The organism is Thermoclostridium caenicola, assembly GCF_900142095.1.
GTDB classification, from domain to species: Bacteria; Bacillota; Clostridia; order DSM-8532; family DSM-8532; genus Thermoclostridium_A; species Thermoclostridium_A caenicola.
On sequence record NZ_FQZP01000058.1, the window covers coordinates 1 to 16100 of the forward strand.

Consider the following 16100-nt stretch of genomic DNA (forward strand, 5'->3'; position numbering starts at 1 on the left):
TACTTGAGATTTCAACTCCATGCTCTCTTTTTTGCAAAAAATGTTGGAGCACCGAAGTTATTTCCCTTCGGCACCCCAACATTTATTATAGAACCGAAAATAATGACCTGCATGCAAAAAGGAGCCCCACGGGCTCCTTTGCATATCGACTTTTCATTTCATATGTATCTATGCTTTCTTGAGCGTCTTTTTATAAGCCTCATAGGCAAAAAATCCGTAAACCAGGATGCCAAAGAGCGCGCTCCAGTCCATTAAGAAACCATATTCAAAGAAAAATCCCTGGAAAAGATTGATAAGGCATATGATGACGCGAACACCAAAACCTATCATCAAGGCTTGAAAATTCTTATTGGCCACGCAAAGCACAACACTGACCATGAAAGCATAGAAAAGCAAAGAAACAACAAGATTGCCAAGGTAGGTAAAAGCATTGATAAAGAAAAAACCTACCGTTACATACAGGATGATATGACCAAATCCCAGCAATACCGGAAAGACCGGCTTGGTCTCCAAATACTTTCTGAGCTCTGTACAAACATTTTCAAACACAGCAATTCCCTCCTGAATGTTTTGTGTCTGTATCATTATACATGATATTTCCGGTATTATCCATATTCAGAACAATAATTCAGGCCTATTGTGAATTATGACGGGCTGCGGCTTCCTATACCGGCGCAATTCGTGTCAAATGTCGTCTATTATAAATGAAGAATTGTAATATAATAAGTCATGCAACCGATTGCTTGGGAGGAGCGCATGAACGGAAAAAACTATGCTATCAAGCGTATTATCCTGAGATTTGCCTGGCTTGCCCTGATTCCGCTCAGCATCCTTATCAGGTGGCTTGCCGGTCAGAATCCTTCTACGGTAGAAAGCCTCTATTCCCAGAGCATTTACCCGATCGTCATGCAACCTGTCAGCAACCTGACAGGCATCATTCCCCTGTCGTTCTGGGAGCTTTCCTTAATCGCATTGGTGATCCTCGTTCCGGTGATCCTTGTCCGGACGGTCATCCGGTGCATTAAGACCAGGAGTTTCCTTCCCGGATTACGCCTCCTGGCTTTCGCCGCCATGCTCTTTTCCATCTGGTTCTTTCTCTCCACCGTCCTGTGGAACCTGAATTATGAAAGAAAACCGTTCGCTGAGCTGGCAGGGCTTGACGTGAGACCCTCCAGCGTTGATGAACTGGCGGAACTCTGCCAATGGCTCATTGAGAATACCAACAAGCTCAGGGAAGAAGTCGAGGAAGACGAAAACGGAATCATGAAACTGCCGGGAGGCTTTGAATGGGTTCGCACCAGGGCCCAGCTCGGCTATGACGTCGCAGCCAGGGAATACCCCTTTTTGCAGGGCAAATACGGAAAACCCAAGCGGGTCCTGTTTTCACGGGTGATGTCCCATACCAACATCATTGGCCTGTACTGCGTGCTCACAGGCGAAGCGAACATTGACACGGATATCCCCGAAATGGAAATCCCGTCCACCGTTATGCACGAAATGGCCCATCAGCACGGTTTTGCCCGCGAGGATGAAGCCAACTACATCTCCTGGCTGGTCTGCATGTCCCATCCGGATCCCGCTTTCCGATATTCGGGTTCGGTGCTGGCCCTTCAGTATGCCATGAATGCGCTTTATTCCGTCGATCCGGACAAGTATTTTGAACTGGCAAAGACCTACAGCACCGATGTCTATAACGATTTCCGGAACCAGCAGACCTATTGGAAGCAGTTCCAGGGTACGGCCAAAAAGATCGCCAACCAGATGAACGATACCTACCTGAAACTGAACGGACAAACCGACGGCGTTCAAAGCTACGGCAGGATGGTGGATCTGCTGCTGGCCGAGCGTCGGAAAATGCTGGCCAGCAAGTACCAGTATTAGTGCCATGGGTTCAGCCGGTCCTCACAGGCTCCGGATTTTCCAGCGGCATGCCGCAATGGGCACACGGACCGGCATAATCCTGGATGTTTCCGCATATCATGCATTGGTATTTTCCCGGACATATTTCACGGGAGTATTTTTCCCTGCACACATGTTCCTGAGGAATACTTCCCATCTCCCGACCGCAAAGGCGACATGCTGCCATAACCCAGACATCCCCGCATCAAATCAGCCTTTCCCGGTATCATTCTATTCCCGCCGGCCAGGTTTATGCCCCCGGCACGGGTTAATCCGCAAACTTCCCTCGGTGACATGAAAAAAGGCCATCCAACCGGGAGCAGTAGCAATCCGGTTGTCATGACCTCTTTACGTAATAGCATAAGGATATCCCGTATTCTTATTTGCCGCGTCATGTACCGGCCATGATGCGGCGGATTAAGCCTCTTCGTTCCTGGCAAGCTCCTTGATGGATGTCACAAGGGCTGCCATGTTCTGAATCTCGGAAGGGATGATGATCTTGGTGGCTTTGCCGTCCGCTGCCTTCTCGAAGGCCTCCAGGCTCCGGATGGCAATGACTTCCCTGGTGGCGCCAACATCCTTGATCATTTTCAGTCCCTGGGCTGTGGCGCTCTGGATATTCAGGATGGCCTGAGCTTCACCTTCGGCTTCCCTGATGGCCGCCTCCTTTTTGGCCTCAGCCCGCAGGATAGCCGCCTGCTTTTCCGCCTCGGCTTCAAGGATCGCTGAAGCCTTCTTGCCTTCTGCCACCAGGATGGCCGCTGTCTTCTCGCCCTCGGCCTTGAGGATGGCCTCACGCCTTTCCCTTTCGGCGCGCATCTGTTTTTCCATGGCTGCCTGTATATCGGCCGGAGGAATGATGTTCTTCACTTCCACGCGGTTGATTTTGATCCCCCAGGGATCGGTGGCTTCATCCAGTATGGCGCGCATCTTACCGTTGATAATATCACGGGATGTAAGGGTCTGGTCCAGCTCCAGTTCGCCGATGATATTTCTGAGCGTGGTAGCCGTAAGGGTTTCAATAGCCAGAAGCGGACGCTCTACACCGTAGGTATAAAGCTTGGGGTCGGTGATCTGATAATAGACGACTGTATCGATCTGCATGGTGACGTTGTCCTTGGTGATCACCGGCTGGGGAGCGAAATCCAGCACCTTTTCCTTCAGGGAAACCCTGTTTGCCACTTTGTCAATGAGCGGCACCTTGATATGCAGGCCTACCGACCATGTGGTCAGATACGCGCCCAGCCGCTCGATGACATAGGCATGCGCCTGAGGGACCACCTTGATATTGCTGATTATCACCAAGAGGATCAAGGCGATCAGGATATAAATCACTATTTCCATTTGCAAAACCTCCGTTCAAGGGTTTTTATGCACAACGATCAGCTTAACGCCCTCAATGGAGTCGATGATGACCTCGGAGTCCTTGCGTATCGGCTCACCGTTCTTGCTGACAGCGGTCCAGATCTGGCCTTTCACCTTGACCTGCCCGGTTGAATGCGGAACGATATCCGTCACCACAAGCCCGGTTTCCCCGATTAGGCTTTCCACATTCGTCCTTTCCCTTCCCACCTTCAGGTACTTTAACGCGATAGGCCGGGTGAAGATGATGAGCAATGTGGAAGAAACAAGGAACACCGCAATCTGGACACCCAGGGGAAGGCCGAGCAGGGCCACGAAGAAGGCCAACAACGAGCCTGCTGCAAACCATATGGTGGTAAGGCTGACGGTGGCAGCCTCGATGATGGTCAGAACAATAATCAGGCCAAGCCAGACATAGATCGGAGTACCCTCCATGGCAAAACCTCCTGGCTTTATTGTTACATGATTATTTATAGGCAAATTCCTGGCCAATCATGAATGATTGCCGGGCTCGTCCTCCAATTTCTTGATGAAGCAACGCCTTCTCCTGTGGATGCGCGTTTCAAAATTGCGCCACATGGAGTGAACCGCATGGTTGGTTTCAAGCTCCGGGGATGCGATGCCGCGAACCACACCGTTCTTTATCGCCGTTTTGGTCAGTTCGCTGATCAGGACATAGGGAACGCCCTTTGAGCGAAGCTCCGGCCTGATGGCAATCAGATAGAGATCCAGCGTGTCGTTCTTTCGGATAGCCTGCAGGAAATGGATAAAGCCAAAGGGGAACAGCCTGCCTCTCGCTTTCTGCGCCGCCCTGGTCAGGGACGGGAACATGATGCCAAAGCCGGCCAGCTGATTCTGCTCATCCACGATCAGGCAGACATAATCGGTGTTCAGGAAGGAAAAGTATTGCTTGATATAGCATTCTATCTGCTTTTCGCTTAAGGGCACAGTACCATAAAGATGCTCATAGGCCACATTGATCATGTCAAAGACGCTCTTGGCATATGGCAGGACATCCTTGGGCTTTTTCAGCGGGACGACCCGGAGCCGGTATTTTTCCATAGCCCGCTTTGCCAGTTCCTCCACCTTCTTGACAACCTCGGGGCCCGGCATCTTCAGGTCAAATTCGATCCAATCCGCATCCTTGACATAGCCATGGGCTTCAAGATGCTTTACATAATAGGGATAGTTATAGATAGTGACAAAGGTTCCCATTTCATCGAAACCTTCCACCAGCATGCCTTCCTTATCCAGATCGGTAAAGCCCAGAGGCCCGTGAACAGCCTTGAGCCCCTTTTCCCTGGCCCAGTTTTCAACGGTATCAAACAGGGCCTTCGAGACTTCCAGGTCATCGATGAAATCCACCCAGCCGAACCGGGCATAGGGATTGCCCCATTTTTTGATATAGCTGTGGCTGACGATGCCTGCGATGCGGCCGGCAAGCTTGCCGTCCTTGTATGCGAGCCAATACTCGGCTTCGCTGTTCTCAAAAGCAGGGTTCTTATCTTTGCTCAGGGTGAATTTTTCGTCGGCAATCAGAGGAGGCACCCAATAGGGATTATCCTTGTAGAGCCCGAACGGGAACATGATGAAATCATGGAGCTGTTTCTTTGTCTCAACCTTTACGATCTGTACCAATTGCAAAACACCTCGAGTCTCAGCAGGAAAATAGGTATGTCAATATGGAATATAGCATCAGTATATCATCGGCGGCCAATCCTCGCAACATGGGGAAGATAGCCAGGCCGCCGTACGAATCCTACATATACCGTTCAGCCAGGCTGGCCAAAGGACTTCTTTCCACATGTTTCAGAGACACATGCCCCGAAAGGTTGAACGGCTTCATCTTTTCAACAGTATAGACCAGACCGTTGGATCGGGCATCCACCAGCACGTTGTCGATCTGGTTATCGGTGGGATCCCCGATGAAGACAAACTTGGAGCCGAATCCGGCCCGCGTCAGCATGAGCTTGGCCAGATGCGGGGTAAGCTCCTGGGCTTCATCCACGATGACAAAGGCGTTGCTCAAGGTTCTTCCCCGCATGTATGTAAAGGTCTTCGTTTCGATGATCCCCTTCTGCCTGTAGGTTTCAATGAAGTTGTCCACCGTAAAGTCAGGCTTGCCCGGCTGGTATTTGCCCGATTTAGGGGTTTCTTCCCTGGATGCGCGCCGGCTGTTCATCAGGTTTTCGATGGCGTCGTAGAAGCTTCCCATCCAGGGGCGCAGCTTTTCTTCCTCGGTTCCCGGCAGATAACCGATATCATTGCCGGCGGCAATGGTCGGCCTGACAAAAACAATCTTGTTGAATTCGCCCTGCTCGATCACCTTTTCCAGGGCTACAGCGGTAGCCAGAATGGTTTTCCCTGAACCGGCCCCTCCCGTGATGGTCACAAAAGGGATGCTTGAATCCATAAGCAATTCAAAAGCCATCTTCTGCTCCCTGTTGATGGGCGTCAGCCCCCAGGCGTTGTGCCTGAGATATTTGAGCGGAACCACAAGGGAACCGTCAAAGCGGGCAAGAACCTCATGGTTATCGTCCGTGGTGCTGGTGATATGCAGAAACTCGTTGGGATAAATCGTATCCTCCAGGCCGCATGCCTCTATGGGCAGCCCGCCCTTGAATATCTGGTTGATCTTGTCGGATGGAAGCGCTATCTGGCGATAGCCCGTGTAGACCTGCTCCGTGGTAATCTTATCATTGATATAGTCCTGTGCCTCGATACCGAAGGAATCAGCCTTGATGGCCATGTAAACATCCTTGGTGACCAGGATGGTGGGTATGTCCCTGTATTCCTGCTGGAGGTTCTTGGTCATGGCCAGGATGCGGGTGTCATTCCTGTGGATATCAATACCTTCAGGTATGCAGGACATATCCATATGATTCAGCTCTATCCTGAGCGTTCCCCCGTTTTCCAGCACAACCCCTTTTTCCAGGTTGCCCAACTGCCTGAGCTGGTTGAGTTCCCTTGCCGCCAGCCTGGCATGATAGCCAACCATGCCCTCCCGGTGCTTGAGATTGTCCAGTTCCTCTATGGCAACGATGGGAATGATCACGTTATTGTCTTCAAACTTGTAAAAACAGGTGGGATCATGAATGATCACATTGGTGTCGAGGATATAGTTCTTTACCATAATGCCATCTAACCTTTCTTTGGTCGATTGGGTCAGTTTCCTCCCGTCCGTGTATTTCCGGCCTGTAGTAAGGCGCTACCTGGAAACCGCACACCCACACCGCATCATCATATCTCTGATACAGGATATGTTTTCCGCGCCCATGGGTATACCGGACATGCCGCAGCCGGAAAGGCGCAGGATCAGGTCTCCTTCAGCATGGGCTTGTAGATGCACCGCTTATCAAGGGACCAGACCGGATCGGAAAAGCTTCCGGGATCAAGGTTCCTGGTGGCATTCTGATAATCGTAAACCCTGGCATCGATCATATCGATATGGTGCAAAAGCTCGGCCTCAAGGAAGGCAGGCTTTTTCGGGCTGCCGTATTCCGCCTCGTAATGGTGGCTGATAATCATATGTTTCAGGAGCAGGATAACCTCTTCCGACGCGCCGGTTTCCCTGCCGATCCTGTCGACCTCCTCAACCCCCATGACAATATGGCCGAGAAGTTGCCCTTCCTTGGTGTATTCGGCCATGCCCAGTTCATTGGCGGAAAGCTCGCCGATTTTGGACAGGTCGTGAATGATAACCCCCGCAAAGAGGAGATCGGTATTGATGCCGTCGTAAACGCGGCTTAAGGCCTCTGCACACTGGAGCATCCTCAGGATATGGTATAAAAGCCCGCTTCTCACCGAATGGTGCAGGGACTTTGCCGCAGGCCAGAATATCAGCTTATCTTCTTTCCTGTCCAGCATGGCCATGACGATATTGCGGATTTCGGGGGACCTGATTTTTGCCGTATAGGCATAAACCGCTTCCAGCATCTTCTCCGGCTGCCACGGAGCTGACTGGACAAATTCAGAAATGCGCTTTTGCTCTTCTTCCCCGGCGATTCGCATCATAGAGATGTTCAGTTGCGGCGCATCCCGCCACAGATCGACCCTGGCACTGACATGGAAAAGCTTGTTGGGGACCAGTGCATTAAACTGGTCCTCACCCGTATCCCACCATTTGGCGGGTATCTCGCCCGTACTGTCGGAAAGGACCAGGTCGATATAGGTTTTTTTATTGGAAGAGACTTTGAGCTCCGCGCTCCTTAATATGTAGAGGCCGCTGATGGTTTCTCCCGCTTTTAAGTCCGAAATCCTGGTTCCTTCAAATTTCATAGCCTTCCTCCATGCATCTTCGCCGGATTAGATATCCCATATCGCCACCACGCGGTATTCCAGCTTCTGGGACAGATCCACTTCCCTGTAGCTCTTCAGGGAATGACCGTTTTCATCGATAACCACACGCACCACCGGCCTGTTGGGGAAATAGGGGTTGTACTCAGAAACAAGCCCTTTTTCCCCGGAGTTGAGGATCACCGCAGTGCCGACGGGATAATAGGCAATGTGCCGGACAAAGGCATCCAGCAGGTTTTTGTCAAAATGCTTGCCACCGAGGGACAGCATGTAGTCCAGCACATCATGGGGCATCATCTTCTTCCTGTAAACCCGATCGGTCGTGAGGGCATCGTAAACATCGGCTATGGCCACAATCCTTGCAGGAAGCTGTATGTCGCTGCTCCTGAGCTTCTGCGGATAGCCGCTTCCATCCAGCCGCTCATGATGGGACAAGGCAATTTCGCAGACCATCTTGCTGAAATTCCCTGAATCCCTCAGGAGATCATAACCGTACCGGGTATGCTTTTTGACCTCCTCGTACTCCGTACTCAAAAGGGTGGTGGGCTTATTCAGGATAGCTTCATCCACCATGAGTTTCCCGATATCGTGGAGCAAAGCGCCTGTCCCCAGTTCCCGCAGGTCGTCGTCCTTCAGTCCGATGCCGATTCCGGTTACCAGGCTAATGACACAGACATTGACGCTGTGGGAGAATGTATACTCATCAATGGATCGCACATCGCCCAGGGTAGCGACAATATTGTCGTTTTCAAGAATTTTCGAAATGAGGGTTTCAACGATTTGGCCAACCTTTTTTTCATCCACCGATACCTTGACCGAGGGGGATGTCATCAGCTGCTTCACCTGAGCCTTGACATCGGTGATCACTTCTTCCTTGATGAGCTCAGGAATGGACAGGCCTTCTGAATAGGGATCATCTATAAAGATTTCTGTTATTCCGTGGTTCCTCAGTTTTTCCTTATGCTCCTGGGTCAGCCTGGTACCGGCGGGCAGCAAAATAACGCCATCCAACGTATGTATGGCGCGCGCGACAACCACACCGGTCTGAGCTTTCTCCAGACGCACCCTTCTCAATACGAGCCCTCCTGAAATTCTAACATATCAAATCAAAATCGCCGCTGATCTGTATTTACCAAATGCTGCTTCAAATAAACAGGAGGCGGCAGAAAAATATTCCCTTTTACTGCCACCATCCCATCGTTTGCATAGCATGATATCATATTACCGCAGGTCTTCACCCGGATTAATCCAGCAGCGGCTTGATGACTTCCAGCACGTCCTGCTTCAGACCGGCCAGTTTTTCCTGCACATCAGAGTCCGAACCGGCCGAAACGCCGTAATAAATCTTGATCTTGGGCTCCGTTCCCGAAGGCCTGATGCAGAACCAGGCATCGGGACCCATTTCAAAATAGAGCACATTTGACTTGGGCAGAGTCAGCGCCTGGGTCTCCCCGGTCTCCATGTCCTTCCTGATCCGGTTCTGATAATCCCTGATGGCCGTCACCCTGGACTTTCCGAAGGAAGCGGGCATCTTCTCCCTCAGGGTTGCCATGGCTGCCTGGATCTTTTCGGCGCCTTCCTTGCCCTGCAGGGTGAAGGTGTCTATATCTTCCCTGAAATAGCCGTACTTGTTGAAGATCTCCATGAGACCGTCGTAGAGCGTCATGCCCCTTGACTTATACCAGGCAAACATCTCAGCGATCAGCATGGAAGCCACAACTGCATCCTTATCCCTGGCATGGGTTCCTGCCAGATAGCCATAGCTTTCCTCAAACCCAAACATAAATCTCTTTTTGCCCGTATCATCCAGAAGCCGGATTTGCTCGCCGATGAACTTGAAACCGGTGAGGACTGTCACCAGTTCCACGCTGTAATGGCGGCATATTCTTTCGGCCAGATCGCTGGAAACAATGGTCGTTGCCGCGAACGCGTTTTCGGGAAGTTCGTTCCGCTGCTTCTTCTGTGAAAGAATATACTCAAGCAGCAGGCATCCGGTCTGGTTACCCGTAAGCGTCACATACTCGCCCTGCGCGTTTCTGACCACAATGCCTGCCCTGTCCGCGTCCGGATCGGTTCCGATGATCAGGTCCACATCCTCCTTGGCTGCCATTTCCATAGCAAGGTTGAAAGCGGACTTTTCCTCAGGATTGGGATACTTCACGGTGGAGAATTCGGGATCGGGATCCTGCTGTTCTTTGACAACCATAACCTGTTCGAATCCGATCTCCTTCAGGATCCTCATAACCGGGACATTTCCCGTACCGTGAAGGGGTGTATAGATCAGTTTGGCCGTCTTTCCGACCTGGCGGCAAATTTCCGGATTGACGCTGACCTTCTTGAGTGCCTCGATATAGGCATCGTCCACTTCTTTTCCGATGATGCACAGAAGCCCTTTATCCCTGGCTTCTTTCTCGCTCATGATGGGAATGGAGGCGATATCAGTGATGGCGTTAACTTCCCGGATCACCTCGTCGGATTCCTTGGGCGGAAGCTGACCGCCATCGCTGCCGTAAGCCTTGAACCCGTTGTATTCCTTGGGGTTATGGCTGGCGGTGATGACCACACCCGCGGCACAGCCCAGATGCCTCACAGCGAAGGAAAGCTCGGGTGTCGGGCGCAGGCTGTCGAACAGATAGGCTTTGATCCCGTTTGCGGCAAACACCAGGGCGGATTCCAGCGCAAACTCCCTGGAGAACCGGCGGGAATCATGGGCGATAACGATACCCTTCTCCTTTTCGCCCGGGCGCTTCAGAATGGTATTGGCAAGACCCTGGGCCGCCTTTCTGACCATATACCTGTTGATGCGGTTGGTTCCGGCACCAATAAGTCCGCGCATGCCGCCCGTGCCGAATTCAAGCTCCCTGTAAAACCTGTCTTCTATCTCTTTTTCGTTGCCACTGATATCTAAAAGCTCTTTTTTTGTTTCTTCATCAAAGTACGGATTGCTCAGCCAATAATTGTAGTTCTCTCTGTAATTCATACTCTTGCTCCTTTTCAGACTGTATTTTACAGGATAAGCCTCCCTCGGCCGGCATGACGCCTGAAGGCTCATCCATTCTACCGCGTTTCTATCTTCTCGGCGTAACGATAAGCTTCATGGCCGTGCGTTCTTCCCCATCCACAATGATCTCTGAAAAGGCGGGAATGCACACCAGCTCAATACCCAAAGGCGCAAGAAATCCCCTCGCAATGGCGACAGCCTTTACCGCCTGGTTCAATGCCCCGGCCCCAATGGACTGGACCTCGGCGATACCTTTCTCCCTGACCATCCCCGCAATGGCGCCGGCCACCGAATTGGGATTTGATTTTGAAGAGACTTTCAAAATGTCCATCTGTTGATCAACCTCCACAAATTAATCATTGCGATTCATAGCTTGACAAAACCTGCAATTCTCTGTATATCTGTTGCTTTTCTATTCTTTGGATCAATCGTGACCATGACGGCATTGAATAAGGCTCTTCCGGATGCGGGCTCAAATTGCGAAGGCAGGCCGGATACAAACTTCCGGATGATCTGCTCCTTGTTCACCCCGATAACCCCATCGGCGGGTCCGGTAAACCCCACGTCGGTGATATAGGCGGTCCCGTTTTGAAGAATACGCTCATCCGCTGTCTGGACATGGGTATGTGTCCCCACAACACACTCCACTCGCCCGTCCAGGTAATGGCCCAGGGCTATCTTCTCACTGGTTGCCTCCGCATGGAAATCGACCAGGATGGCATCAACCTGCCCCTTCAGGTTTTGTACCTCCCTGTCGGCAGCCTGAAACGGGCAATCCACATGGTTGTCCATATAAACGCGTCCCAGCAGGTTGATAAGCCCCAGCCTCAGGCCGTTGTTCTCCAGGATGATCCTGCCCTTGCCCGGAACACCCTTGGGGTAGTTGGCCGGACGGATGATCTTCATCCCCGAGTCAATAATGCTCATAACCTCCTTGCGCGCCCAGGTATGGTTGCCCATGGTTATGGCATCAACCCCGCAGGACAGGATATCCTGCGCAGTGTTGTAGCTTATACCCCTGCCGCCTGCCGCATTCTCGCCATTGACGATGACAAAATCAGGCTTTTCCTGCTCCCTGATCTTTTCAACCTGTATTCTAAGCGCTTTCCGTCCCACTTCACCAAAGATGTCACCTACAAACAGGACTTTCAACGATTTCTTCCTTTCTGGCATGCAAGGTGTTTGGCAAGCCTTCGCCAAACACCTTAAGCAAAATGGAATCAAAAGTCAGGAAGCGTTTTCACGCTTCCTGACATATACTTATTTTGCATATTCAACTGCCCGGGTTTCCCTGATGACATGTACCTTGATCTGACCCGGATAGTCCATTTCACTTTCAATTTTCTTCACGATGTCTCTTGCGACCATAATCATACCATCATCGTTAACCATTTCTGGTTTGACCATAATCCTTATTTCCCTTCCGGCTTGTATCGCATAGGACTTATCGACTTCCGGGAAGGAATTAGCAATTTCTTCCAACTTCTGCAAGCGTTTTACATAGGTTTCCAGCGTTTCCCTTCGTGCTCCGGGTCTTGCCCCGGATACCGCATCTGCGGCCTGAACCAGAACGGCTATAATGGATGCGGCTTCAATATCGCCATGGTGCGCCATGACCGCATGGACAACTTCCTCGGACTCCTTGTACTTCCTGCAAAGATCGGCGCCGATGGTCACATGCGTCCCTTCAACCTCGTGGTCAATTGCTTTTCCTATGTCATGCAGAAGGCCGGCACGTTTTGCGAGTGCCACATCCTCTCCAAGTTCAGCTGCCATAAGGCCTGCCAGATGCGCAACTTCAATGGAGTGCTGCAGCACATTCTGACCATAGCTGGTACGATACTTCAGTTTTCCCAGGAGCTTAATCAGTTCCGGATTCAATCCAAGAACACCGGTTTCGAAGGTTGCGCGCTCGCCCTCCTCGCGGATGGTATTCTCAACTTCCTTCCGGGCCTTCTCGACCATTTCCTCGATGCGGGCCGGATGGATTCTTCCGTCGATGATCAGCTTTTCAAGGGCAATCCTCGCAATTTCTCTGCGGATGGGATCAAACCCGGACAAAATAACTGCTTCCGGGGTATCGTCAATGATCAGGTCTATACCTGTAAGCGTTTCAAGGGTTCTGATGTTTCTGCCTTCGCGGCCTATGATCCTACCCTTCATCTCATCGTTGGGCAAAGCCACTACAGAGACGGTTATCTCTGAAGCATGGTCGGCAGCACATCTCTGGATGGCACAGGCCAGAACTTCCTTGGATTTCCTCTCGGCTTCCTCCTTGGAGCGCTCGATGATCTCCTTGACCATGATGGCTGCTTCATGCTTGACTTCGCTTTCAATGCTGCTCAACAGGTACTGCTTGGCTTCCTCCACCGTCAAGCCTGAGAGACTCTCAAGCTTTTCTATCTGTTTTTGATAGAGCTCTTCGATTTCCGCTTTCCTGGCTTCAATCTCATGGATCTGCCTGTTCAGCGCTTCATCCTTTTTCTCGAGAGCATCCATCTTCTTTTCGAGGGTTTCATCCTTTTGCTGGAGACGCCTTTCAGTCCTCTGAATCTCGGACCTGCGCTCCCTCACTTCCCTCTCCAGTTCAACTCTGCTTTTGTGGATCTCTTCGCGAGCTTCGATCAGAGCCTCACGCTTTTTCCTCTCTGCTATCTTCTCAGCTTCGCTTATCAAACGCTGGCTTTCTTTCTCGGCGCTTTCGATTTCCGCCTCAGCCACGCGTTTTCTATGTTCAATCCCCTTTCGGAAGGATATCACTGATCCAATTACCGCAATGATGATACCTATGACCAGACCTATTGCAAATTCTATCTCACTCACCTCCTTTGCTTTTGTTTTCTCCATCAGAATTCGTCGTCAATCATGCAAACATGATTTCACGCCGCCCGTCCTGCTGCCTGTCAGGAAAACCGGCTGAATTAAGCGATTGGGACGAGGCATTGGTGAAACCGATATTCTGCAAAACTGCAACATCCAAGGATGTTGCAGCATGAAAGAAAAGCTGGCTTTGCTTTCATGTAAAACCCTGCAGAAAGGATCATGGAAATGACAGCTCAACAGTTTATATTGAGTGCCATTATGGAATCATTGTATACATTTTTAAATTGAGTGTCAAGAAAGCAGAACTTTTTTGTATAACCTTACCGATCGCTCAGACCCATGAAGAAGGTAAAGATTTTATCTGCCAGCCCCTTGATATGTTCATGGCCGTAATCCGGGTAGATCAGCATCTCCTTCTTTCCCGGAATCTTGTTGTAGGCGGCAAACTGGGTGGACGGCGGGCACACGGTATCCATCAGCCCGACGGCCCACAGGGTCTCTCCCCTGATCCGCGGCGCCAGGTGCTGGATGTCGATATAGCCGAGCCTGGTAAAGATCTCATCCTCCCTTTCATGGAGCGGATCAAAGCGCCTGAAGTAATACCTCAGCTCTTCATAGGCGTCTTTTGCCAGATCCATTTCCCATACCCTTTTATAATCGCTCAGGAAGGGATATACCGGGGCCAGCTTTTTGATCCTGGGCTCAAGGGCGGCACATGCGACGGTCAGGGCACCGCCCTGGGAGGCGCCGGTGGCTCCCGCCCGGTTCTCGTCCACTTCGGAGAAACCCAGCACGATGTCGGCAAGCTTTGCGGTATCCAGGAACATATGCCTGTAGAACAAATCCTTCGGATCACCGTCAAGCCCCTTGATAAAATGACATTTATAAGTGGTACCCCTGGTGGGGCCAAGGTCTTCCGACAGGCCGCCTTGTCCGCGGCAGTCCAGCGCCGCCACGCAAAAGCCCGCAGCGACATAACCCAGTTTCTCAACCCAGTCTCCCGAATCGGCCGAGTATCCGTGGAACTGCAGAATAACAGGACATTTTCCTTTTCGGTTTGCCGGTCTTAAATACTTGGCGTGAATCCGGGATCCCCCGGTACCGTCAAAGTACAGGTCAAAACATTCCGCAAAATCTGCCTGGAACTTTGCCGGAATCAGTTCTGTCCGATGAGGTGTACGCCTCATCTCTTCGAGGGCCTCATCCCAAAAAGCATCAAAATTATCCGGCCTGGGATTGATGCCGGTGTATTGCTTCAGTTCCGCAAGGGGCATATCCACCATGGGCATAGCAGTCTTCCTCTCCTTGTCATTCTTCAGAATTCATTTTCAGCCTTCCCCAACTTCCTGCCTGCCGCAGCATACCGCTCAGGCCTGCAGCCGCTCCTCCTTCAGGGGAAGGTCGGTAATCTCCCTGAAAGCCTTGACCGTCCTCAAGGACGCAAAATCGTGGGATGACTTGGCCCGCAGCTTGAGCGCAGGATTCATTTCAATGGCGCGGGTCAGAAAGGCGATGGCCGCGTCTGCGTCACCCGACAGGGCTGAAATGCGGGCAAGGCCGTATAGGAACTCATCATCGTCCGGCTTGATACGAAGCCCTTCCTTATAGAGCCTTGCGGCCTCGCTGTAGTTCTTGAGGGATATGGCGGCGGTAGCCCAGTTGTAGTAGAGGGCCGGATCGTCGGAAGTCAGCTTTTGTGCCCGCCTGAAGGCTCGTACGGCTTCTTCGTAATGCTTGACCATCATCAGGGTGACGCCCAGGTTATAGTGGATGATATAGGAATCGGGATGCTCCGCTGCCGCCTCTTCATAGACATGGACCGCATCATACAGCCTGTCCCTGGAGATATAGATCTCCGCAAGCAGGTTATAGGCCATCTCCAGCTTTTTATCCCCATCCAGGGATTTTGTCAGGCATTCGATGGCCTTGTCGGATTTACCCTGGGCATCCAGGATGGAGGCCATGCTGTAGAGGGCGCGGCTGTGTTTCGGATGGATATCGGCTGCCATCTTAAAGTTGGACAAGGCCTCCTCGGTCTTTCCTTCCTGCCTGAGAGCCACGCCCAGACGGTAGTATGTCTCGGCATCGGCAGGCTGGATTCGAGCCAGCTTCCGGTAGGCGGTTTCTGCCCCATTCCAGTCGCCGGTTTTCCGGCAGACCTTACCGAGCAGATCCCAGGCTTCCACGAACGTGTCGTCCTTTTCAACGATCCGTTCAAGATGGTATTTGCATTCCATATCCCGGTTCTTTTCAAAGCAGATCCAGGCCATAAGATAGCGAAGCCTTGTATCGTCCTCATCCTCCAGGGCCTGGCGGATATACTTTTCGGCTTCCTCAAGGTTTTCCAGCGCCAGGTAGGCCTTTGCGGTATTGACTGCGGCCTCCCTCAGATCCCTGGCATGTTCCAGGGCCTTTTCAAAATGGACAATGGCCAGCTCGTATTTTTTTAAGGCAAAGCAGCTGAAGCCGCATCCGAAATGGACCATGGCACGGAGCCTGTCCATGTTCTGAATAGGCTTTGCCGCATCTTTTACTTCCCCTGCCTCTTTGCCGGCTTCCCCGGTTTTGGGGCTTGCAAGAAGGTCCAGGGCTTTCCTGTGCCACTGGAAGGATTCCTCGTATTGTATAATGATACCAGAAATTAAGACAGACAAAACGGCCAAAATAAGTTAGAATGGAACTATGGAAAAGAGAAGAAATTTTACACCGGAAGAAAAAG

Annotated in this window: 15 protein-coding genes; 1 reads left to right on the forward strand and 14 read right to left on the reverse strand. The window is 51.4% G+C overall.

What is annotated here, in order from left to right; all coding sequences use genetic code 11:
- Positions 1-168: 168 nt before the first annotated feature.
- Positions 169-549 (reverse strand): hypothetical protein, encoded by a 381-nt coding sequence (locus F3H12_RS11690; RefSeq protein WP_149679500.1) that lies wholly within the window; start codon positions 547-549, stop codon positions 169-171.
- Positions 550-756: 207 nt separating this feature from the next.
- Here F3H12_RS11690 and F3H12_RS11695 point away from each other — a divergent pair, with 207 nt between their 5' ends.
- Positions 757-1881: a DUF3810 domain-containing protein gene (locus F3H12_RS11695; protein WP_188118515.1), complete on the forward strand. Its 1125-nt coding sequence runs from the start codon at positions 757-759 to the stop codon at positions 1879-1881.
- Positions 1882-1891: 10 nt separating this feature from the next.
- On the opposite strand, the gene F3H12_RS11700 is transcribed toward F3H12_RS11695, so the two are convergent.
- The 13 genes from F3H12_RS11700 to F3H12_RS11760 form a co-directional block, all read right to left on the reverse strand.
- On the reverse strand, positions 1892-2086 hold the full coding sequence (locus F3H12_RS11700) for a hypothetical protein (protein ID WP_149679502.1): 195 nt from the start codon (positions 2084-2086) through the stop codon (positions 1892-1894).
- A gap of 230 nt (positions 2087-2316) precedes the next feature.
- Positions 2317-3243 (reverse strand): SPFH domain-containing protein, encoded by a 927-nt coding sequence (locus F3H12_RS11705; protein WP_188118516.1) that lies wholly within the window; start codon positions 3241-3243, stop codon positions 2317-2319.
- Positions 3244-3258: 15 nt separating this feature from the next.
- The gene (locus tag F3H12_RS11710) at positions 3259-3696 is read right to left on the reverse strand and encodes an NfeD family protein (protein WP_149679504.1); all 438 of its coding nucleotides are present in this window, start codon (positions 3694-3696) and stop codon (positions 3259-3261) included.
- A gap of 57 nt (positions 3697-3753) precedes the next feature.
- Positions 3754-4899 (reverse strand): hypothetical protein, encoded by a 1146-nt coding sequence (locus F3H12_RS11715; RefSeq protein WP_149679505.1) that lies wholly within the window; start codon positions 4897-4899, stop codon positions 3754-3756.
- 121 nt (positions 4900-5020) lie between these two features.
- Entirely contained in the window at positions 5021-6394 is a 1374-nt protein-coding gene (locus tag F3H12_RS11720) for a PhoH family protein (RefSeq protein ID WP_149679506.1), read from the reverse strand.
- A 182-nt stretch (positions 6395-6576) separates the two neighbouring features.
- Positions 6577-7539, reverse strand: a complete 963-nt coding sequence (locus F3H12_RS11725) for a 3'-5' exoribonuclease YhaM family protein (protein WP_149679507.1) — start codon at positions 7537-7539, stop codon at positions 6577-6579.
- 27 nt (positions 7540-7566) lie between these two features.
- Entirely contained in the window at positions 7567-8622 is a 1056-nt protein-coding gene (locus F3H12_RS11730) for an HD-GYP domain-containing protein (RefSeq protein WP_243133280.1), read from the reverse strand.
- 178 nt (positions 8623-8800) lie between these two features.
- The gene (locus F3H12_RS11735; RefSeq protein ID WP_149679509.1) at positions 8801-10537 is read right to left on the reverse strand and encodes a phospho-sugar mutase; all 1737 of its coding nucleotides are present in this window, start codon (positions 10535-10537) and stop codon (positions 8801-8803) included.
- A gap of 88 nt (positions 10538-10625) precedes the next feature.
- Positions 10626-10889: a stage V sporulation protein S gene (locus tag F3H12_RS11740; protein ID WP_149679510.1), complete on the reverse strand. Its 264-nt coding sequence runs from the start codon at positions 10887-10889 to the stop codon at positions 10626-10628.
- A gap of 35 nt (positions 10890-10924) precedes the next feature.
- Positions 10925-11710, reverse strand: a complete 786-nt coding sequence (locus tag F3H12_RS11745; protein ID WP_149679511.1) for a TIGR00282 family metallophosphoesterase — start codon at positions 11708-11710, stop codon at positions 10925-10927.
- A gap of 108 nt (positions 11711-11818) precedes the next feature.
- Positions 11819-13405 carry a ribonuclease Y gene (rny, locus tag F3H12_RS11750; RefSeq protein ID WP_149679512.1) on the reverse strand — a complete coding sequence of 529 codons (1587 nt, stop codon included), beginning with the start codon at positions 13403-13405 and terminating at the stop codon, positions 11819-11821.
- A 296-nt stretch (positions 13406-13701) separates the two neighbouring features.
- Positions 13702-14670, reverse strand: a complete 969-nt coding sequence (locus tag F3H12_RS11755; RefSeq protein ID WP_149679513.1) for an acetylxylan esterase — start codon at positions 14668-14670, stop codon at positions 13702-13704.
- 78 nt (positions 14671-14748) lie between these two features.
- Positions 14749-16035: a tetratricopeptide repeat protein gene (locus F3H12_RS11760; protein WP_149679514.1), complete on the reverse strand. Its 1287-nt coding sequence runs from the start codon at positions 16033-16035 to the stop codon at positions 14749-14751.
- Positions 16036-16100 lie beyond the last annotated feature (65 nt).